The following is a 20,952-nucleotide window of genomic DNA, read 5'->3' on the forward strand; positions in this document are numbered from 1 at the left end:
GTGTTGCCAGAGGACGACAACAATAACGCTTATATTAGATTGTTAGCTGTGCGTAATAAGAACGGCATGTGTGAGGCGCAGGTGGAGTTTGATGGTTTAACGAAAGCTGGCAGTGTGAAGCGCGACAAGAAATGGCTGAAGCAGGGCGCGGATTTATTTGAACTGACTAAGCGTGATTTGTATGAGGGGTATATCATCAAGGATATTTCCGTTGCGCCGGGTGATGAGTGGATGGATTTTACCTCCAAAGACGATTTTATTCGTTTAGGTGAAGGCATTGGCGGCGTAGATACACTGGCGTTAAAGCGTTTGCAGATCACCAAAACGATTGAAAAACACTTAGAGCGTGAGTTGGTATTGAATCCAAAAGGCATTAAGGTATTAAGTCTGTTTTTTATTGATAAGGTGGCGAATTATCGTGCTTATGATGCGGATGGGCAACCAGGCCTGGGTGTGTATGGCCTGATTTTTGAAGAGGAATTTACCCGCTTAGCGAAGCACCCGAAATATCAGTCGTTGTTTGCTGAAATTGATTTAGAGGTTGAAGTCGAAAAGGTGCATGACGGTTATTTCGCCGCCGATAAAAAAGGCAAGTTGAAAGACACGACGGGCAAAACCTTGGATGATGAATCCGCCTATCAGTTGATTATGAAAGACAAAGAACGCCTGCTTGATATGAAAACGCCATTGCGGTTTATTTTTTCGCATTCGGCGTTGCGCGAAGGTTGGGATAACCCGAATGTGTTTCAGATTTGTACGCTGAATGAATCCGCTTCAACCATCAAAAAACGCCAAGAAATCGGGCGCGGTTTGCGATTGGCCGTTGATGCCACCGGCAATCGTGTGATTGATACCGGTTTTAGTGTTAATACGCTAACGGTGGTCGCCAACGAGTCTTATCACGATTTCACCGCCGCTTTGCAGCGTGAGATAGAAGAAGATGATGGCATTAAGTTTGGTGTGGTCGAGGATCATGCGTTTGCCAATATTGTGATTCAGTCTGACGATAAAGAATTGGTGTTTTTAGGCGCTGAAGATTCAGAAAAGCTGTGGAATTATTTCAAACAGCAGGATTTGATTGATAAAGCAGGTAAAGTGCAAGACCGTTTAAAGGTAGCGCTCAAAAACAATACTTTGGTGTTGCCGGATGCTTATATTCCTTATAAACCCCAAATTGAAGCGATTCTGAAAAAAGTGGCGGGGGGCTTGGATGTAAAAGATGCCAGCAAATCATTTAGTGCCACGCCGAAGAAAGAAGTGATCTTGGGGGATGATTTTAAAGCCCTTTGGAATCGGGTGAAATACAAAACGGTTTATCAGGTAAATTTTAAGCTGGATAAGTTAATCGAGGATTGCATTCACGGATTAGGATTGATGACGATTGCCAAGCCAAAGTTCAGAACGGGTCTTGCCAATGTCACGATTGATCGCAGTGGCGTGGGGGGTAGAGGGCGTTAAAGAGCTGGTGCAGACCTATGAGGCGCATTATCAATCTCTACCCGATGTATTGACCTACTTGCAAAACAAAACCCAGCTGACGCGGAAAACGCTCGCGCGGATATTGGTGGAAAGTAAGAAACTGTATGACTTTAAAAAGAATCCACAGAAGTTTGTTGAGCAGGCACTGGATATTATCCAGCGCAAGAAAATGCATGCATTGGTGGATGGCATCAAGTATGAAAAAATCGGTGACCAGGCCTGCTACGCGCAAGAATTGTTTTTAGAGGAGGAGGAGCTTAAAGGCTATTTAGAGCAAAACATGATGGCGGTGGACAAAAGTGTTTATAGCCATATTGTGTATGATTCGGCTACCGAGTCTTCTTTTGCACAAGGTTTGGAAACCAATGAAGCGGTGAAACTTTATACCAAGCTACCCGCCTGGTTCAAAATAGAAACCCCACTAGGTAGCTATAACCCAGATTGGGCGGTACTGATTGAACAAGACGGCGCTGAACGCTTGTATTTTGTGGTCGAAACCAAAAGCACGCTAAACAGCGATGAACTAAGACGCGCTGAAGCCGACAAAATTCGTTGCGGCCTAGCGCACTTTGAAGCCCTTAATAACGACGTACAGTTCATCAAGGCCGCTTCAATCAGTGATGTGATTGAACGGGTGGGTTAGCGTTGTAGGGGTGTTATTTGACTAGGACTTGCAGTAGAGGAATGACTTGAATAGCAATGACTAAGCCAATCATCCATTTCACTAGGAGCCTGTAGGACTAAACCGGTCGAAGCGAAAAAAATGGCCAAATCCAGCTTTTTTGCAGCCGATTGGCTTTAGTCCGACAGGCTCCTAGCATGATTTCTTTACGAACAGGTTCAAGTTCTTTTTGTAGATCATACTTGGTGACAAGCTGAGTTTCCTATGCGTCGCGCACAGCATTGGCTTCTGCTTGATCTTCGCTCATGCCTGAAGATTTTAATGTTTTAACAAACTTTAATCTATCAAATGAGATCGTTGACATGAGTCGTTCCCTATGAAATCATTTGCTTTATCATATCACAAAACAAAAACCCCGTTTTATGTGGAAACGAGGCTATAAGGCTTGTCTTTCAGTGTGTGCTGACACCCTGCGCGACGTCGCAGGGTTTAACGTCCGAGATGCGGTTATCTTGCGCCTGAGTTTTTAGCGGCTTGACCACCGGATTTGCGGTCGCGGGTTGGCCAGCGGTTTGGTTTGGGGGCGCTGGGCTTGCCGTCTGCGTTGCGGCTGTTGCGTGCAGGGCCATTTCGCCCTGCACCCGGTTTGCTATTGCGTGAGCTGCCTGCAGGTGAAGGCGAGCGTCTTGGTTTGCGATCCATCGAGGTTTCTGGCACGTTGTGATTAGGTTCAAAGCCGGGTTCAAAGCGTCTTGGAACTAGCTTGCCGGTTAGGTGTTCAATGCCTGCGAGCAGTTCTACTTCGTCGGCACAGACGAGCGATAAGGCTTCACCTTTAGATCCCGCACGTCCTGTTCGTCCAATGCGGTGCACATAGTCTTCGGACACATTGGGTAGGTCAATGTTAATCACGTGCGGTAATAGGTCAATGTCGATGCCGCGTGCGGCAATATCGGTGGCTACGAGGACGCGAATTTTATTGGCTTTGAAGTCGGCAAGTGCTTTGGTGCGTGCTCCTTGGCTTTTGTTGCCGTGCAGGGCGGCGGCTGGGATGCCCGCTTGATTTAGTTTTTCACAAATGCGGTTGGCACCATGTTTTGTTTTGCTGAAGGCTAAAACCTGTTGCCATTGGTTGTCGGCAACCAAGTGAATAAGCAGTTCTGTTTTACGTGCCTTGTCAACCGGGATAACGGTTTGCAAAACCAGTTCCGTGGTGCTGTTGGGCGGTGTGACCGAAACTTGTTTGGGTGCGTTTAGAAACTGATGCGCAAGTTGTTTAATTGAATCCGAGAAGGTGGCCGAGAACATCAGGGTTTGGCGTTTTTTCGGCAGTAATTTGGCAATGCGCTTAAGGTCATGGATAAAGCCCATGTCGAGCATGCGGTCGGCTTCGTCAAGTACCAGTACTTCGAGTTGATCAAAGCTGACGGCGTTTTGTGAGTGCAGGTCAAGCAGGCGACCGGGGGTTGCAACAAGTACATCGACACCGCGGCGTAGCTTCATCATTTGTGGGTTGATGCTGACGCCACCAAACACTACGGCGGAGTGGAGTTTTAAGTGCTTGCCGTAGTTAACCACGCTTTCATGTACCTGAGCCGCCAATTCACGGGTGGGGGTTAAAACCAGTGCGCGAACTTGGTTGGCTTTGGGTGATGTGCCTTTGGCTAGGTTGTGTAAAACCGGCAGTGTAAAGCCGGCGGTTTTTCCTGTGCCCGTTTGTGCGGCTGCCATCAAGTCGTCACCTTGTAAGACCAGTGGTATCGCTTGTTGTTGAATCGGGGTGGGGGTGGTGTAGCCTTCGTCGGCGACAGCTTGTACCAGTGATGGGTGGAGGTTTAATTCATTAAATAACATTGTCTTCAGACCTTTAGCGCAGTGCGCAGTAAGTGAAGCGATCTGAAGTGCAAGCAAACCAAACCGCAAAACCGTTAAGTATGCGGCATAATCGAGTTTTTTACAACCAGGCCTGGCTGAAAAGATCGGTTAAGTCAGGGCAAACGCATCTAAAGTAAATAATAAAACAACAAATTACAATCAGGTCTCGCTCCCACGTTGAACGTGGGAGCGCCTTGGACTTGGGTTCAAGAGCTGTTTCATAGGTTAAATCGGTCTGCATTCCCACGCACAGCGTGGGAACGAGGTTAATCAAGCCTATTGCTATTATTTTTTATTATTTAGATGCGTTTGCCCTGTCGGTTAAGTGGTTATTTATGATATTGAGGACTGAGTTCAACCACGGCGTTGATAAACGCACCGGCATGTTCTGGTTTGACTTCTGGGTGAATGCCGTGTCCCAAGTTAAACACATGGCCTGAGCCTTGGCCGTATTTTTCAAGGATAATGGCGACTTCTTGGCGAATGCGTTCCGGTGAGGCATAGAGCATGCTCGGGTCCATATTGCCTTGCAGCGCAACGCGATCTCCCACACGGCGACGGGCGTCATCAATATCCGTTGTCCAGTCTAGGCCGAGTGCGTCCGCACCGGTATCCGCCATGGCTTCTAACCATTGCCCGCCGCCTTTGGTGAACAGGATGACCGGAATTTTTTCGCCATTATGTTCACGCTTGAGGCCATTGACTATTTTTGCCATGTAGTTGAGTGAAAATTCTTTGTAATCACGAGGGGTTAAGACGCCACCCCACGTATCGAACACCTGTACGGCCTGTGCACCTGCTTCGATTTGAGCATTGAGATAGGCGATGACGGAATCGGCTAACACATCGAGCATCTGGTGCAGGGTAGCTGGTTCGTCGTACATCATGGCTTTAATTTTAGAAAAGGTTTTGCTTGTGCCGCCTTCCACCATATAGGTCGCCAGTGTCCACGGGCTGCCAGAAAAACCAATCAGTGGCACGCGGCCATTGAGGGCTTTGCGAATGGTGCTAACGGCGTTCATCACGTAGCCAAGGTCGGATGCCATATCGGGCACATAGAGTTTCTTTACGTCGGCGAGATTGCGAATGGGTTTATCAAAAACCGGGCCTTCGCCAGTTTCAAATCGCAATCCTAAGCCCATGGCGTCGGGAATAGTAAGGATGTCGGAAAACAAAATGGCGGCATCCAGCGGAAAACGTTCAAGGGGTTGCAGGGTTACCTCACAGGCAAATTCGGCGTTGCGGCACAGGTCCATAAACGAGCCCGCTTGGGCGCGACTGGCACGGTATTCTGGTAAATAACGTCCAGCTTGGCGCATCATCCATACAGGTGTGCGATCAACAGGTTGGCGGGTGAGTGCGCGAAGGAAGCGGTCGTTTTGTAATGCTGACATGGAGAACCCTTTTCAAAAAATCAAAACGGCTATTTTAACGCTAAACGCGGGAGGTGTCATTTTTAGTCGGTAAATAGACAATAAAAAAGCCGCAATGAAGCGGCTTTTTGTAAGAAGGTAGAGACCTGCTTGGTTTTAGCGACGTAGCGAGCCGTATTTTTGACGGAACTTTTCAACGCGACCTTCGGTGTCAACAAGTGTTTGCTTACCAGTATAAAACGGGTGTGACGCACTTGATACTTCAACACGAACCAATGGGTAGTCTTTACCGTCTAATGTAATGGTTTCGCCAGAAGTTTTTAGGGTTGAACGAGTTAAGAAAGTTTCACCAGTAGAAATATCCTGGAAAACCACCTCGTTGTATTCTGGGTGAATGTCTGCTCTCATAATGACGGTCCAAGTTTAATGGGGTTTAAAATTAAAGACGAGATTTTAACAGAGTTTCTGTTTAAATCAAGCCCAGCTGATACTTTTTTATTTAAAACAGTTTTTTTAAAACAGTTTATTAACGTTTCATTGATTGAAATAAAGCGGCATTGGTTTTGCTGACTTTCATTTGATCAATAAGGGTTTCGATCGCTTCGACTTCATTCATCGTGTGTAAGAAGCGACGAAGAATCCAAATGTTTTGTAGCTCTTCTTGGGTGGTGAGCAACTCTTCTTTACGCGTGCCGGACTTGTTTAAGTTGATGGCAGGGAAGGTGCGTTTTTCGGCAATATTACGTGAAAGATGCAGTTCCATGTTACCTGTACCTTTAAATTCTTCAAAAATGACTTCATCCATTTTCGAGCCGGTATCGACTAACGCGGTAGCGATGATGGTGAGTGAGCCACCTTCTTCAATGTTGCGCGCGGCACCAAAGAAGCGTTTTGGGCGGTGTAGTGCGTTGGCATCCACACCACCGGTCAAAATTTTGCCTGATGAAGGTACAACAGTGTTGTAGGCACGTGCTAAACGGGTAATCGAATCAAGTAGGATGACTACGTCGGTTTTGTGTTCAACTAGACGTTTGGCTTTTTCAATGACCATTTCGGCCACTTGAACATGGCGGGTAGCCGGCTCGTCAAACGTAGAGGCAATCACTTCACCCTTTACGGTGCGTTGCATTTCGGTCACTTCTTCTGGTCTTTCGTCGATGAGCAGTACGATCAGGTAGCATTCAGGGTAGTTTTCAGCAATCGACTGCGCAAGGCTTTGCATGATCACGGTTTTACCGGATTTGGGTGGCGCGACAATCAAGCCACGCTGGCCTTTACCGATGGGTGAAGCTAAGTCAATAATGCGTGGGGTAATGTCTTCGGTGCTGCCGTTGCCAATTTCCATACGCATGCGGGTGTCAGCATGCAAGGGGGTTAGGTTTTCAAATGCAATTTTGCGACGCGCGATTTCTGGTTCTTCAAAGTTGATTTTATTTACTTTAAGTAAGGCAAAGTAACGTTCACCTTCTTTGGGTGGGCGGATTTTGCCTTCAACTGTGTCGCCAGTGCGTAATCCAAAGCGGCGAATCTGGCTGGGTGATACATAGAGATCGTCAGGGCCGGCAAGATAGGAACCATCACCCGAGCGAAGGAAACCAAAGCCGTCGGGCAGAATTTCAAGTACGCCGACACCAAAAATGTCTTCACCTTTTTGGGCGTGACCTTTAAGGATGGCAAAAATAATATCTTGTTTACGTTGGCGGGCGAGATTGCTATCTAGCTCCATTTCGGTAACGAGGTCTAAAAGTGAGGCAGCGGATAATTTTTTTAAGTCTGATAAATTCATAATGGTTTTGCGTTCGTCTGAAAAGTAAATAGAAAAGCCAGCAGGCAGATTGGAAAAGGTGAAGTGGGTTAAGCGTAAAGCCGGGGTGTACCGAACTTAATCGGTACACCCTTGGTATTATAGGTTGCTGTCTAAGAAATTACATAATTGTGTTTTAGACAACGCGCCCACTTGGGTCGCATCAACTTGACCATTTTTGAATAGCATTAACGTTGGGATGCCACGCACACCATATTGCGGCGGTGTAGATGGGTTTTCGTCAATATTCAGTTTTACAATTTTAACCTTGCCTGCGTATTCGGCCGCCACTTCATCAAGGATAGGTGCAATCATTTTGCAAGGTCCGCACCATTCGGCCCAGAAATCAACTAAAACAGGTAGTTCAGAGCTTGATACTTCAGCATCGAAATTGGCGTCAGAGGTTGCAATAATTTTGTCACTCATAGGTAACTCCTTAATTTTATTATTTTAAAATACGAAAAACGTTGGATTTTGCTTGTGTGTCGGTTATTTCGTATCGTTCAAGTTATGTTAAAGGTGGGGGTGTTGACCAATGTTAACTAAAATATAACGTGCTTTCGCACCCCTTTAAAATACATTCTGGCAATTATTACACTAATCAGGTGTTCAATGCAAGATGTTGTTACGAATTTAATTTCTTAACGCGACTATTTTTTGGTTTTTAATGCCATTTAGCGTAGCATACGCTTATTAATTAGATTAACAAAAGAAATAAACGTGGATATTACATTTATATTAAATGATTTGAATGATGCGCAGCGTGATGCGGTGACATTGGATGAGCGCCATGCGCTGATTTTGGCAGGGGCGGGTAGTGGTAAGACCCGTGTATTGGTTCATCGTATTGCTTGGTTGACGGAGGTGATGAAGCTGTCGCCTTTTAACATTCTGGCGGTGACATTTACCAACAAGGCCGCGCGTGAGATGCGCGGGCGGATGGAGCAGCTGATTGGTGAGCAAGCCCAGCGGGTGACGATGGGTACGTTTCACGGTATCGCTTATCGTTTGTTACGCCAGCATTATGAGGCGGCGGGCTTACCGCAAGCGTTTCAGATATTGGATTCAGATGACCAAAAGCGTTTGATCAAGCGTCTATTAAAAGCACTTGAATTGGATGAGGCACAATGGCCGGTTAAGCAGGTACAGGCCTATATTAATGGTGAAAAAGAGGAGGGGCGTCGCCCGCATCACATTGATCCAGGTCATAGTGCGTATGTCAACAAGATGCTGCAAATTTATCAGGCATATGAGCAGCAGTGCCAAAAAGCAGGCCTGGTTGATTTTGCTGAACTTTTGTTGCGTGCGCATGAGCTTTGGTTGAAGCGCCCTGAAATATTGAGTTTTTATCAAAATCGTTATCGCCATATTCTAGTGGACGAGTTTCAGGATACCAATAGTTTGCAATATGCTTGGTTGCGTGTTTTGGCGGGCGGCACCGGTAAGTTGTTTGTGGTGGGGGATGATGATCAATCGATTTATGGTTGGCGTGGTGCGAAAATTGAAAATATTCGTTTGTTTGAACAGCAGTTTAGTGGTGTAAAACTGGTGCGTTTAGAGCAGAATTATCGTTCAACCAGTACGATTTTGAAAGCCGCGAATCAGTTGATTGCGTTTAATTCCGAGCGCATGGGTAAGGAGTTGTGGAGTGCCGGCGATGCGGGCGAGCCGATTTCAGTGTATGAAGCTTTTAGTGAGTATGATGAAGCTAATTTTGTAGTGGGGCAAATCCAGCGTTGGGTTGAGCAAGGGGGTGAGCGTCAGCAGGTGGCGATTTTGTATCGTTCGAATGCGCAATCACGCGTGCTTGAACAGACACTAATTCAAGCGGAAATGCCTTATCGCATTTATGGCGGCTTGCGATTTTATGATCGGGCTGAGGTCAAGGATGTGTTGGCGTATTTGCGCCTAATGGTGAATCGTGACGATGATGCGTCGTTTGAGCGGGTGTATAACTTACCGACACGCGGACTGGGTGAAAAGACGATTCAAAGGGTGCGCGATCTGGCACGTGATTTGGGGCTGTCTTTGTGGCAAGCCGCTAAAGTGCAGCTTGAGTCTGGACTGAGCGCGCGAGCAAAAGGCGCGCTTGCTGGGTTTATGGATTTGGTGGATGCACTTGACCAGGCCTGCTTGGGTAAACGTTTGCAGGATCAGGTGATGTTGGTGATTTCTCGTTCAGGTTTGCAAACACACTTTGAAAAAGACCGATCTGAGCAGGGGCAGTCACGGCTAGAAAACTTGGATGAGTTGGTGAGTGCGGCGGCCGGGTTTGATAAAAAGCCAAAACTGGAGAGTGAAAACGCGCTCGAAATGGCCAACGAGGAAAACCCCTTGCTCGCATTTTTAGCCCAAGCCAACCTGGAGGCGGGCGAGAACCAAGCCGATGCTTGGGAATCGGCGGTGCAGTTAATGACTTTGCATGCCGCGAAGGGCTTGGAGTTTCCGTTGGTGTTTATGGTCGGTTTGGAGGAGGGGTTGTTTCCTTCGCAAGCATCGAATGATGACCCTTATCGCTTGGAAGAAGAGCGCCGGTTGGCTTATGTAGGCATCACCCGTGCCGAGCGTAAGTTGGTGATGACCCATGCCCAATGTCGTCGATTACATGGTTCTGAAATTTATCCCGCGCCCTCGCGTTTTCTTAAAGAAGTGCCGGATGATTGTGTTGATTGGGTGCGCAAAAGTGGACGGGTTCAATCCACGCGCGACTGGGGTTCGTCAAGCTCGGCCAGCGCAACAAAGTCTGCAACGATCAAGGTAAATGAAACAGGTTTGGCGCTTGGGCAGCGGGTTTTTCACCAAAAGTTTGGTGAAGGCACCGTAACCGCCACCGAAGGATCGGGTGACCATGCGCGTATTCAGGTGAACTTTAAACACGCCGGTTCAAAATGGCTAGTCAAAGCCTATGCGAATTTGGACATGTTATAACCCCGGATACATCGTATCAATAAAATAGGTGAATTATGAAAGTGTGTCATGCCGCTTGGGTGCCCTCTGGTGCCGATGGCTTTAACAATGATGGCTTTAACAATCTTGGTCAGTTTGTGTTTTGGGTGGAAACCGCCAGTATGTCGCGTGCTAAAAAAGCGACAGATTGGCATCCGTTCCACATCACGCATCCGGCAGACCTTAAAGCGTGTTTAAGCGATTTGGGGTTACCAAAAGCCTCCGTGACATCGTGTGGCATTACATCGAGTGCGTTTTATGTGAGTTTGCCAACTCATGCAGGGCGGCCGCTGTTCAGTATTGAGATGGCGCAGCTCACCGGAGACTATCCGTTTGATGATGTCTATGAGGCCGATCAAATAGCGTGGCAAACTTGGTTGTTGCAGGGGCTGGCGGTCGCTGATCCGTTAAGTTTTTTGCGTGAATTGCAGGTGGCGACGTATTTTCTGTCTTCTGAGGTTCGCTTTGGTGCCGATTTGTTGTTTTGGATAGCCTATGCCAAGCATCTGAGCCATGTTGTTCGCCAGCATCAATTTATGCCGACCATGCAGTGTCAGCAACCTCTTACGCCCAAAACGAAAGCCTCGGTCAAACCAAAAGCTTCAGCCAAAACGAAAGCGAGTGAAAATAATGTCACGCTTTATGCGGGCTGGTCACCTGTCGGTGAGCGTCTGTATGAGCCGGGTTTGCGCGACTTTGCGCGTGCGATGCCTCTGGTTTGTCAGTGTTATCAGCCGTGTACTGATGTGGCTGATAGCAAGCCAGCCGGCATGGGATCGAATGGTTGGGATGCGCACAGCTTATTGCGCCACTTTTCAGAGGTGCAGGTTGATAATCTGGTAAAAAAGACGCCGCTAACTAAAAAGTTGCTTAAGCAGTTCGAAGGCAGTTGGTTAGTCGATAGTTTTGATTTTGCACCCCTCCAGTCTAGCGTTGAACAATGGCAGCAGTGGCACGCTTGGCAGCAGGCGATAGTGAATACTCAAGAAGATCATCATTTTGTTTTAGGCTTGCGACTGCATGCGGTTGAGTCAGTGAGTGAGTCCGTCACGGAGTCAACCTGGTGGCTTGGCTTCTTTGTTGCGTCGAGCCGTGATCCGTCGTTAAAAATAGATATGGCCGATTGGTGGGCCTTGTCGGAAGAGGAGCAGCACCAGTGGTATCAACGCTTTGGCGGAAAGTTCGAGCGCCATTTATTGGTCAATATGGGGCATGCGGCCAGAATGTGCCCGGTATTATGGCAAGCGCTTGATACGTCACAACCCTGTGGCTTAGGTCTTGATATTGACAGTGCCTATGCGTTTTTGAAGCAGGATGCGTTGGTGCTAGAGTCGGCGGGATTTAAGGTGGTTGTACCGAGTTGGTGGACACCGCAGGGGCGTAAGCGGGCGAAATTAAGAGTGAGTGCGTCTGGGCGCACTACGGGTCAAGTTGATAAAGACACGGGCGAGGGTTATTTTTCGTTACCTGATGTGGTGGCCTATCGTTATGAGTTGGCGATTGGTGGCGAGCCGGTTTCTGAGGCGGAGTGGCAGGCGTTAGTTGAAGCCAAAACGCCCTTGGTTCAGTTTCGTGGTGAGTGGATGGAGCTTGATCCTGCCCAAATGGAGAGTTTGTTGGCGTTAATGCAAACCCAGGCGCAAGTGGCCACTGAGTTGAGTGTGAATCAGCTGCTCAAGCAGTGGGCGGAAGCGGATGAGGAGACAACGGAGTTTGTGTTCGATGACGCGCTGGATGATATGTTAATGCGCTTGCAGCAACCCCGCTCAACCGATCTGCTTGACAATCCAGCCGGCTTACAAGGCCAGCTTCGGCCTTATCAGCAGCAAGGCTTGTCATGGTTAGCGACGCAAGAAGCCTTGGGGCTTAATCCGTGTTTGGCCGATGACATGGGCTTAGGGAAAACCATTCAGGTTATTGCGTTGTTATTGCATGAGCGCGCGGAGGGCGCGCAGGCTAGCTCACCGCGCTTGCCCACCCTGCTTATTGCGCCGACTTCGGTGTTAAGCAATTGGCAAAAAGAAATGCAAACGTTTGCCCCGTCTTTGCGCAGCTTGATTCACCATGGCAGCGCGCGGCATACTGATATTGCGGATTTTAAGGCACAGGCACTTGCGCATGATGTGGTAATTACTTCTTTTACGCTTGCGCGTAAAGATAGCGAGCTCTTGAAAAAAATGGCTTGGCATCGGGTGGTGGTTGATGAGGCGCAGAATATTAAAAATCCGCAATCAGCCCAGGCCAAAGCCATCTATGCTCTCAAGGCACCGCACCGCATTGCCCTGACAGGTACACCGATTGAAAATCGTTTGATGGACATGTGGTCGTTATTTCATTTTTTAAATCCGGGTTATTTGGGTACCGCTATTCAATTTAAGCGCGCTTATGAAACACCGATTCAGCGTGATGGTAGCCCGCAACACGCCAAACAACTCCAGCGGTTGGTGCAGCCATTTATTTTGCGTCGTCTTAAAACAGATAAGTCAATCATTAGTGACCTGCCGGATAAGCTTGAACAAAAACTTTATTGCAATTTAACCCAGGAACAGGCGACCCTTTATCAAGCGGTCGTTGATGAGGTGAAGCGCAAGCTTGAAGACGCAGAGGGTATGGCGCGAAAAGGTCTAATCTTGTCAACCTTGATGAGGCTTAAACAGGTATGCAACCATCCCGCACAGTTTTTGCAAGATGGCAGTGCTTTCAGTTCAGCGCGTTCACACAAGCTGACACGCTTGAATGAAATGTTGGAGGAAGCGTTAGCAGGCGATGACAGTGTGTTGGTGTTTACTCAATTTACAGAGGTGGGTGATCAACTGGCTAAAACACTGCGCGAGCAACATGTTTGTCCGGTGTATTATTTGCATGGTGGCACGAGCCGTAAGCATCGTGAGCAGATGATTGAGCGCTTTCAAGATCCGGATTCACCGCCGGGTATTTTTATATTGTCGTTAAAGGCCGGTGGTGTTGGGATTACCCTCACGCGAGCGAATCATGTGTTTCATTTTGATCGTTGGTGGAACCCAGCGGTTGAAAACCAAGCAACAGACCGTGCCTATCGTATCGGACAGCAAAAAACGGTATTCGCGCATAAAATGGTGACTTTGGGTACGCTCGAAGAGCGTATTGATCAAATGATTACCGACAAGCAAGCGCTGGCGGATAGTATTGTGGGGACTGATGAAAACTGGCTGACGGAAATGGATAATGCGGCTTTTGCGCAGCTGATTGAGCTTAACCGCGCGACAATTATGGAGGCCTAACACATGGCAAAAATAACACGCACTTGGTGGGGTGAGCGATTTCTAACGGTGCTCGAAGACAGTATGGACGAGGGGCGTTTAAAGCGTGGACGCGCTTATGCGGGTCCTCATCGCCTATTGAGTTTTGATATAGCGGGTTCAAAGGTGAGCGCGACTGTGCTTGGCAATGCGAATCCTTATTTTGGGGTGTATGAAGCGCCTAAATACAAAACGCAGGTGCAACTTGCGCCATTTTCGGATAAGCAGTGGGCTAGCCTTATTGATGCGATCAGTGAGAATGCCGCGTGTTTGTCACAGTTGATGCTGGGCGAAATGCCGAATCAGATTGAAGCAATTTTTGCTAAACAGTCGTTGCAGTTGTTGCCTAAAAAACCAAGCGATCTAATCAGTCAGTGCTCCTGCCCGGATTATGCTTCGCCCTGCAAGCATGTGGCGGGTGTGTATTATAAGATGGCATCGTTGCTCGACCGTAATCCGCTATTGTTGTTTCAGTTGCGCGGCATGGATGTGGAAAAACTGCAAGCGAAATTGGCGCAGTCGCCTTTAGGTCAGGCGTTACTTGATCAAATGACAGATCAAAAAGTCCCTGTGGTTTATCAAACACATCGTTATAGTGCGCCGATATCTAGGTCTACACCTGTTTGTTCATCATTTGAAATGGGTGATTTAAAAGATTTTTGGCAGGGTGCGCACCCTTTACCCGTGATGGATATGCCTGTTCAAACGCAAGCCGCTAGTGTATTAATCAAAAAAGCGGGCGATTATCCTGCTTTTTGGTCACGCGATAATTCGTTTATCAGCGCGATGGAAGAGGCTTATGAGCTAATTGTTAAGAAAAATAAAGCCGTGTTTTAGCCCGGATGTTTCATAAATTCGCGTGATGATCGCGCAGGATATTGGTTTCCCAGTGCTTTTTTCGAAGGAGCGCTGTAGTTATTCATACAGCCGACTGAGAAAAAAGTGCTGGGGAATCAATAGACAAGCGAGGGCGCGTGAACTTTATGAAATATCCGGGTTATGCCGTCGTTATAGCTGTGTGTCACGACTAAAGGCTTCGAGTCCGATGTGGAGGTAGGGGTTGGTTTGGTAACCTAAATCTATTGGCTCGTGTACGCCTGGGGTGATGCTGAGAAACAGCCAATGTTTGTACAGGCGGTGACGCCAGTTGATTTGCGCATAGCTGTCTTGAATCGTAAACTGTTCGGTTTGTTCCCAATGCCAACGCCGTCCGAGTTGGTAGCTGAGTCGGTTGCGGTCAGAGAAGCGGTGGAGCCATTCAAAGCTTTGCTGGAGTTCATAGTATTCTTTTCGATTGTATTTGACTGCTTGACTACTAAGGCGCAAAAAATCCTTTTCAGTGTAGCGGTGAGCGAGATTGAGTTGAATATCTTGTCCAGCCCCTTCAACTTTTTGCCAAAACACGCCAGGCTCCAAATTCACAAACCAGTTTTGGTCGACCTTATTTTCAAAACGTAGATGGCTAGTAATGTAGGGGTCAAATTTACCGCTGTTCATTCGGCTGCCGACGCGGTTTTTCCAGCTGGTATGATCTGAAACTGAAAATACCGATGCAAGACCGATAAATTGATCCTCTGATGGTTTGCTGGCCGCTTGCTTTTGGGTGTCCTGTTCTTGCTCTTCTCGGCTTGAGAAGGTCTCAATATACAAATTAAAGCGCTCCTCTATCCTGGGTAGTCTGGCATAGATGTTGAGCTGGACTTTGGTGTCGGCCGGGTAGTGTTTGGATTGTGTTTGGTTTAGACTGAGTTTTAATTGTGCTTTACCTGCGTCAACATGCTGTTCAGGGGCAAAAAAGTTATCGATGCGATGGGTGAGGGTGTCAATATGCCCGCCGAGCCAGATAAGACCTTGCTGAACTTTTTCGCTGTCTTCGAGTAAACCGTTGGTTTGGGTGGACGGGGTTTGGGCATGCGTGGCGCTGGCTGCAAATAAACCTAAGGTTATTAAAATCTGAGTGAACGCCTTAATACTTGTCATAAAGTACCGATAAGTGTATGTGTTAGCTTAATTCTAGGGTAAGAAGATGGCTTTAGCTAGTGGTTTTTTGTGTGGGATATTGCAAAAAGACCTCGGTTAACATCAAGGGCGCTTGGTGTTGTGAAAAGACACAGCGGCGAGCGAGCGTTTTGGAGCTTAGCCAGTTTGCTTGGCAAAACTCAAATTCAGTGCGTGCTAAATACGGTTGACTAAACAAAACTTCACCGAGGGGTTGTTGCCCGAGTTTTTTTAGACGCCACCAAGGGTTTTGGATGCTAAAGTTGGGAATGACGCTGCGCGCATAAATCAGCGGCTGATCTTGGCAAATCAGTTTAACTTGTCTAATCCACGCTTGATGATGTGCTGGAAGGTTGAGCGCTTGGGCTTCATCAAAAAATAATTGGCCAAAACCTTCATGGATGACCTCTACGCGAATCAATGGGCAGTGTTGGCGCAGTTTTTTGGTGAGTGAGCCTTTATCTAGCAACCAGGCCTGGTGGTCGGTGTGGCACGTTAGGCGTCCAATCAGTGAGGCGGGATACCAGCGTTTTGACTGGAACCTAGGCATGTTTGTATTCGACCTTTTCGCCAATCCAGCGTTGTTGGAGTAATGCAACCAGACCTGTCGTGCCTTTTGATGGCAATTTGGCTTGGTTTAGCATTTGAGCAGCAGCTTGTTGCGCCGGCTCTATCCAAGCTTCGTCGCGCTGAATGTCGGCGATGCGTAAACTGATGCCGCCGGTTTGGCGGGTGCCGAGTACTTCGCCTGGGCCGCGAATCCGTAAGTCTTCTTCGGCGATCACAAAGCCATCGTTGGTTTGGCGCATAATCTGCAGGCGTGCTTTGGCGGTGGCGGAGAGTGGCGCTTGATAAAGCAGCACGCAATGGCTTTTTTTCGCACCCCGTCCAACCCGACCGCGTAATTGGTGGAGTTGTGATAAACCAAGGCGTTCGGCATTTTCGATAATCATTAAGCTGGCATTGGGAACATTGACACCCACTTCAATCACCGTGGTGGCCACCAGCAGGTCTATTTGATGGGCTTTAAATTGCTGCATGATCAATTCCTTTTCGGCCGCTTTTAAGCGCCCGTGAACCAATCCAACACGCATATCAGGCCAAAGCTGGTTGAATTCATCGAAGGTAGTTTGCGCGGCTTGGGCATCGAGCAGTTCGGATTCATCAATCAGCGGGCAGACCCAATAGGCCTGCACGCCTTCTTTGCAGGCATGATAAAGGTGCGCCATCACCTCTTGACGTTTTTGATTGCCCAGCACGGCGGTATCAACCGGTAAGCGCCCCGGTGGTAACTCATCAATCACAGATATATCTAAGTCGCCATAGGCGGTCATCGCAAGGGTGCGTGGAATCGGGGTAGCCGTCATGGTGAGTTGATGGGGGGCGAAGTTTTTAATTTGATCGGATTGGGCTTTTTGATTGAGCGTTAGGCGTTGATGGACACCAAAACGGTGTTGTTCATCAATAATCACTAGCCCGAGTCGATTAAATTCAACACTGTCTTGAAACAGCGCGTGGGTGCCGACAGCAATTTTGGCTTCACCGGAGGCTATTTTAGCCAGCATTTCGCGTTTTTCAGCGGCTTTTAGCCGTCCGTTTAACCATGCCATCTCGATATTTAGCGGCGCTAGCCATTCGGCAAAATGGTTGCGGTGTTGTTCAGCGAGGATTTCAGTCGGTGCCATAATCGCGACTTGATAATCCATGTCGGCCGCCTGTAGCGCGGCGAGGGCGGCGATAATGGTTTTACCCGATCCGACATCGCCCTGCACTAAGCGTTGCATCGGCTGGGTTTGCTTGAGGTCATTGACAATCTCTTGCCATACCCGTTGCTGTGCGGAGGTTAGGGAAAACGGCAGGCTAGCAAGCAAGGTTTTTGCGGTTCGGCTAATCGCTAAGGCGGGGGCTAAGCGCTGTACTTGTTGTTGGCGCATTAATTGTAACGCGAGTTGTTGGGTAATGAGTTCTTCAACAATTAAGCGCGCTTGCGCCGGATGTTCAAAGCGTTGGATTTGACCCAGATCATCGCTAGGTTGCGGTTGATGGAGCGTGATTAGCGCTTGATTAATCGGCGGTAATTGCCAGTTTTGTAACCAGGCCTGGTTGAGTCCTTCGGCAAGCGGATATTGTTTTAACAGCGCAATCGCTTGTTTAATGAGTTTAACCAGACTGGCCTGTCCCAAACCTTCGGTGGTCGGATAAACAGGCGTTAGAGTATTATCGAGAGGCGGGGGGTCAAAGCTGAATACGCTGTAGTGAGGGTGAACGATTTCTAGACCATTCAGCCCCGTGCGAAGTTCGCCAAAGGCGCGAACCGAATCGCCGCGTTTAAATTTACGTACCTGGGTGGGTTGGAAGTGAAAAAAACGCAGCGCCAGCGACTGCCCCGTGCTGTCTTCAAGTTCAACCAGTAGGGTGGGGCGACGACCTTGGGTTAAGCGTTGGTTTTTGATTTGTGCTTCAATCAACACTTCTTGACCGATAATCGCCTGGTCAAGCGGGGTGATTTTGGTTTTGTCTTGATAGCGGTGGGGCAGGTGAAACAGTAGGTCTTGAACGACATGCAAGCCAAGCTTGGCCAGTTTTTCAGCTTGTTTGTCACCGACCCCTTTAAGGCCAGTGACATGCATTTGATCAAGCATGGTGGGCGCGTGGCTTAATAGCTTGAGACAACCATCACGCCATCCATTTCAACATCGGTGTCCTTGGGCAATTGCTTAACCGCAACGGCCGCACGCGCCGGATAGGGCTGTTGAAAATACTGCGCCATGATTTCGTTAACAGTGGCAAAATGGCTCATATCAGTTAAGAAGATATTAAGCTTTGCAATATCTTGTAGGCTGCCCCCTGCCGCTTCACACACCGCGCTAAGGTTCTTAAATACTTGATGAATACGCACACTAATCTCACCCTGTGCGAGTTCCATTGTTTCGGGTATGAGTGCGATTTGACCTGAAAGATAGACTGTGTCGCCGATGCGTACCGCTTGTGAGTAGGTGCCTATCGCGGCGGGTGCATTGGGTGTGGAGATGATTTGTCGCATACTCTTATCCTTTGATGTGTGATTTTATGGGGTAAACCTGTTTAATGGTTAATGTTTTCAATACGATAAGCCTTGTCAATAATCGGAATGCGTCGCAGATGGCGCAAGAGCTCATCTAAATGATCTGCATTGCGAACTAAGACAACAAAGTTCATCAAGCTAAAGGTTTCATCCTTGTCCTCAGAGCGAACACGGTCGATATCGGTTTTGGTGTTGGCAATTTCAGATGCAATTAATGCAAGCGCACCGCGTTGATTTTTGGTTTCGACTTGAATTTCAACCGCAAAGAGTTCTTCGCTGCTCGGATCCCAGTCTACATCAAGCCATTTTTCCGGCTGGTTTGAATAGTGCTTGACGTTTTTGCAGCTTTGGCGATGAATAACCAGCCCCTTGCCGCTAGAAATAAAGCCAATAATGTCATCACCAGGAATGGGGTGGCAACAGTTTGCATAGTTCACCACTAATCCTTCGGTACCTGAAATTGCAAGCGGTTGGTGATGGCCATTGGCATCCGTTGCATGGGGGATATGGTCATCTTTGCCGAGCAGGGAATCGTGGATTTGTTTGGCGACTAAACCGGCCATGCGCTCACCCAATCCAATTTCTTCAAGTAGCTGATTCCAATCGGTCAGTTTTAGTTCGCCAACGAGCTTTGTAATGATGTCTTCACTGAGACCCGAGTAAGCCATGTTATGTACACGCATCGCTTTCGTTAACAAGCGTTGACCCAGATCGTGGGCAGAACGTGAGTGTTGGTTTTTTAAGAAATGGCGAATTTGTGAGCGTGCTTTAGCGGTGGTGACAAAGTTAAGCCAAGTTGGGTTAGGTTGGGTTTCTTTAGATTTAATGATATCTACCGTTTGACCGCTTTCCAGTACACTGCGCAAAGGCATTAGCTGACGATCGATGCGACAACCGACGCAGGCATGACCGAGATTGGTATGGACGGCATAGGCAAAATCGACGGCTGTGGCGTTTTTAGGCAGCGTGACAATATCGCCTTGTGGGGTAAAAACATAGATGACATCAGGGAATAAGTCAATTTTGACATTTTCTAAAAAGTCGAGTGAGTTCCCCGCGCTTTGCTGAATCTCAAGCAGATTGCGAACCCATTCTTGCGCCCGCACGTCGACCGCACTGGCTTGTGTGCCAGCATCCGTTTGTTTATATTGCCAATGCGCGGCGATACCGTGCTCGGAGACTTCATGCATCATTTCACTGCGAATTTGTATTTCAATATGCACACCATACGGACCAAAAAGTAGGGTGTGTAATGACTGATAGCCATTGGCCTTGGGAATGGCAATATAGTCTTTAAATTTACCGGGCAGAGGCTTGTAGAGCGAGTGAACTAACCCGAGCATGCGATAACAATCTTCGGCCTGCTCAACAATCACTCGAAACGCAAAAATATCTAAAACCTCATCAAATGAAAAGCGTTTCTTTTTCATTTTTTTGTAAAGACTGTAGACATGTTTTTCGCGTCCAACCACTTCTGCTTTAAAACCCTCTTGATTGATGCGCGTTTGAATTGCTTCGGTAATTTGCTCAACGATTTCTTTGCGGTTGCCGCGTGCTTTTTTTACCGCCTGCTCTAAGGTGGCAAAGCGCCGAGGGTAGTAGGCTTTAAAGCCAAGGTCTTCAAGTTCGATGCGAATGGCATTGATGCCCAGACGTGCGGCAATCGGCGCATAAATATCGAGGGTTTCACGGGCGATGCGACGTTGTTTTTCAGGGCGCATGACGCCAAGCGTACGCATGTTATGAAGGCGATCAGCGAGCTTAATCAGAATGACGCGGATATCACGCGACATCGCCAGCATCATTTTGCGAAAGCTTTCAGCCTGTGCTTCTTGAGGTGTATTAAACTCAATTTTTCCCAGCTTAGTAACACCATCAATAATTTCAGCGACGGATTGGCCAAATCGATCAATGATATCTTGCTTGGTATAGGGGGTGTCTTCGATTACGTCATGTAAAATAGCCGCAATTAGACTTTCATGATCCAGTTGGATTTCGGCGAGAATTTCAGCTACCGCTACAGGGTGCCAAATATAGGCGCCGCCCGCTTTACGCGTTTGGCCTGCGTGGGCGAGTGCACCAAAATCGTAGGCCGCGACTATCTGTTGTACGTGCGTATCAGATAGGTACGCAGACGATTTTGCTAATAAACCCTCTAGCGAATTAGGTGTAGACATGCTGCCGGCCCTTAATACTAAACTAGTTGAAAAACGGCGGGGTATCTGGGTCAGCAAGTATAACGGAGGGCGTAATTTTTTGTCCTGCGAGTTCACGCAGTGCGACAACCGTTGGCTTGTCATTTTCCCAAGCAATGGTGGGTTCTGCACCATTGCCTAATTGGCGCGCACGCTTAGAGGCAACCAAAACAAGTTCAAAACGATTTTCTACATGCGTTAAGCAATCTTCAACTGTGACACGAGCCATGAAATTTCCTAGAATTTAAAGTTTATCGGAAATACTATTTTACATTACTAGTGGATTTTTATACAGTGATTGCATTGTTTTCTAATCGA

General features: G+C 47.8%; 16 protein-coding genes. 5 read left to right on the forward strand and 11 right to left on the reverse strand.

Going from position 1 to position 20,952, the window contains the following annotated elements; genetic code table 11:
* Both NA59_RS09665 and NA59_RS09670 read left to right on the forward strand, forming a co-directional pair.
* The coding region (locus NA59_RS09665; RefSeq protein WP_456154833.1) for a hypothetical protein at positions 1 to 1,458 on the forward strand (1,458 nt) is incomplete at its 5' end.
* Positions 1,415 to 2,122 (forward strand): restriction endonuclease, encoded by a 708-nt coding sequence (locus NA59_RS09670; protein WP_044411648.1) that lies wholly within the window; start codon positions 1,415 to 1,417, stop codon positions 2,120 to 2,122. The genes NA59_RS09665 and NA59_RS09670, both read left to right, overlap by 44 nt.
* A gap of 486 nt (positions 2,123 to 2,608) precedes the next feature.
* Here NA59_RS09670 and NA59_RS09675 read toward each other — a convergent pair whose 3' ends face one another.
* The 5 genes from NA59_RS09675 to trxA all read right to left on the reverse strand — a co-directional run bounded on the left by NA59_RS09675 (position 2,609) and on the right by trxA (position 7,579).
* The gene (locus NA59_RS09675; RefSeq protein ID WP_044411651.1) at positions 2,609 to 3,955 is read right to left on the reverse strand and encodes a DEAD/DEAH box helicase; all 1,347 of its coding nucleotides are present in this window, start codon (positions 3,953 to 3,955) and stop codon (positions 2,609 to 2,611) included.
* A gap of 350 nt (positions 3,956 to 4,305) precedes the next feature.
* Entirely contained in the window at positions 4,306 to 5,370 is a 1,065-nt protein-coding gene (gene hemE, locus NA59_RS09680) for a uroporphyrinogen decarboxylase (RefSeq protein WP_044411653.1), read from the reverse strand.
* Positions 5,371 to 5,505: 135 nt separating this feature from the next.
* On the reverse strand, positions 5,506 to 5,757 hold the full coding sequence (locus NA59_RS09685; RefSeq protein ID WP_044411656.1) for a type B 50S ribosomal protein L31: 252 nt from the start codon (positions 5,755 to 5,757) through the stop codon (positions 5,506 to 5,508).
* A gap of 118 nt (positions 5,758 to 5,875) precedes the next feature.
* Positions 5,876 to 7,135, reverse strand: coding sequence for a transcription termination factor Rho (rho, locus tag NA59_RS09690; RefSeq protein ID WP_044411659.1), 1,260 nt, complete (start codon positions 7,133 to 7,135; stop codon positions 5,876 to 5,878).
* 117 nt (positions 7,136 to 7,252) lie between these two features.
* Positions 7,253 to 7,579 carry a thioredoxin TrxA gene (trxA, locus tag NA59_RS09695; protein WP_044411662.1) on the reverse strand — a complete coding sequence of 109 codons (327 nt, stop codon included), beginning with the start codon at positions 7,577 to 7,579 and terminating at the stop codon, positions 7,253 to 7,255.
* Between the two features lie 294 nt (positions 7,580 to 7,873).
* Between trxA and uvrD the strand changes: the two genes are divergently transcribed.
* Genes uvrD through NA59_RS09710 form a run of 3 tightly spaced genes read left to right on the forward strand, consistent with a single transcriptional unit; the run spans position 7,874 to position 14,214 of the window.
* Positions 7,874 to 10,081 (forward strand): DNA helicase II, encoded by a 2,208-nt coding sequence (gene uvrD, locus NA59_RS09700; protein ID WP_044411666.1) that lies wholly within the window; start codon positions 7,874 to 7,876, stop codon positions 10,079 to 10,081.
* 35 nt (positions 10,082 to 10,116) lie between these two features.
* A complete protein-coding gene (locus NA59_RS09705) occupies positions 10,117 to 13,359 on the forward strand; it encodes a DEAD/DEAH box helicase (RefSeq protein WP_044411668.1) in 3,243 nt (1,080 codons plus the stop codon).
* Positions 13,360 to 13,362: 3 nt separating this feature from the next.
* Positions 13,363 to 14,214: an SWIM zinc finger family protein gene (locus NA59_RS09710; protein WP_044411671.1), complete on the forward strand. Its 852-nt coding sequence runs from the start codon at positions 13,363 to 13,365 to the stop codon at positions 14,212 to 14,214.
* A 171-nt stretch (positions 14,215 to 14,385) separates the two neighbouring features.
* Here NA59_RS09710 and NA59_RS09715 read toward each other — a convergent pair whose 3' ends face one another.
* From NA59_RS09715 to rpoZ, 6 genes are read right to left on the reverse strand one after another with little or no spacing between them, the layout of a single operon-like run.
* Positions 14,386 to 15,357 carry a hypothetical protein gene (locus tag NA59_RS09715; protein WP_044411673.1) on the reverse strand — a complete coding sequence of 324 codons (972 nt, stop codon included), beginning with the start codon at positions 15,355 to 15,357 and terminating at the stop codon, positions 14,386 to 14,388.
* A 52-nt stretch (positions 15,358 to 15,409) separates the two neighbouring features.
* Entirely contained in the window at positions 15,410 to 15,925 is a 516-nt protein-coding gene (locus tag NA59_RS14400; RefSeq protein WP_052501592.1) for a chorismate--pyruvate lyase family protein, read from the reverse strand.
* A complete protein-coding gene (gene recG / locus NA59_RS09725; RefSeq protein WP_044411674.1) occupies positions 15,918 to 18,017 on the reverse strand; it encodes an ATP-dependent DNA helicase RecG in 2,100 nt (699 codons plus the stop codon). The genes NA59_RS14400 and recG overlap by 8 nt, the downstream gene beginning before the upstream one ends.
* A gap of 14 nt (positions 18,018 to 18,031) precedes the next feature.
* Complete coding sequence (locus NA59_RS09730; RefSeq protein ID WP_044411676.1) at positions 18,032 to 18,418, reverse strand: RidA family protein; 387 nt, start codon at positions 18,416 to 18,418, stop codon at positions 18,032 to 18,034.
* A gap of 41 nt (positions 18,419 to 18,459) precedes the next feature.
* Complete coding sequence (locus NA59_RS09735) at positions 18,460 to 20,616, reverse strand: RelA/SpoT family protein (protein WP_044411678.1); 2,157 nt, start codon at positions 20,614 to 20,616, stop codon at positions 18,460 to 18,462.
* A gap of 22 nt (positions 20,617 to 20,638) precedes the next feature.
* Positions 20,639 to 20,863, reverse strand: a complete 225-nt coding sequence (gene rpoZ, locus NA59_RS09740) for a DNA-directed RNA polymerase subunit omega (protein ID WP_044411680.1) — start codon at positions 20,861 to 20,863, stop codon at positions 20,639 to 20,641.
* Between the last annotated feature and the right edge of the window lie 89 nt (positions 20,864 to 20,952).

Origin of the sequence: Thiomicrospira microaerophila, assembly GCF_000934765.1 — a bacterium.
GTDB lineage: Bacteria > Pseudomonadota > Gammaproteobacteria > Thiomicrospirales > Thiomicrospiraceae > Thiomicrospira > Thiomicrospira microaerophila.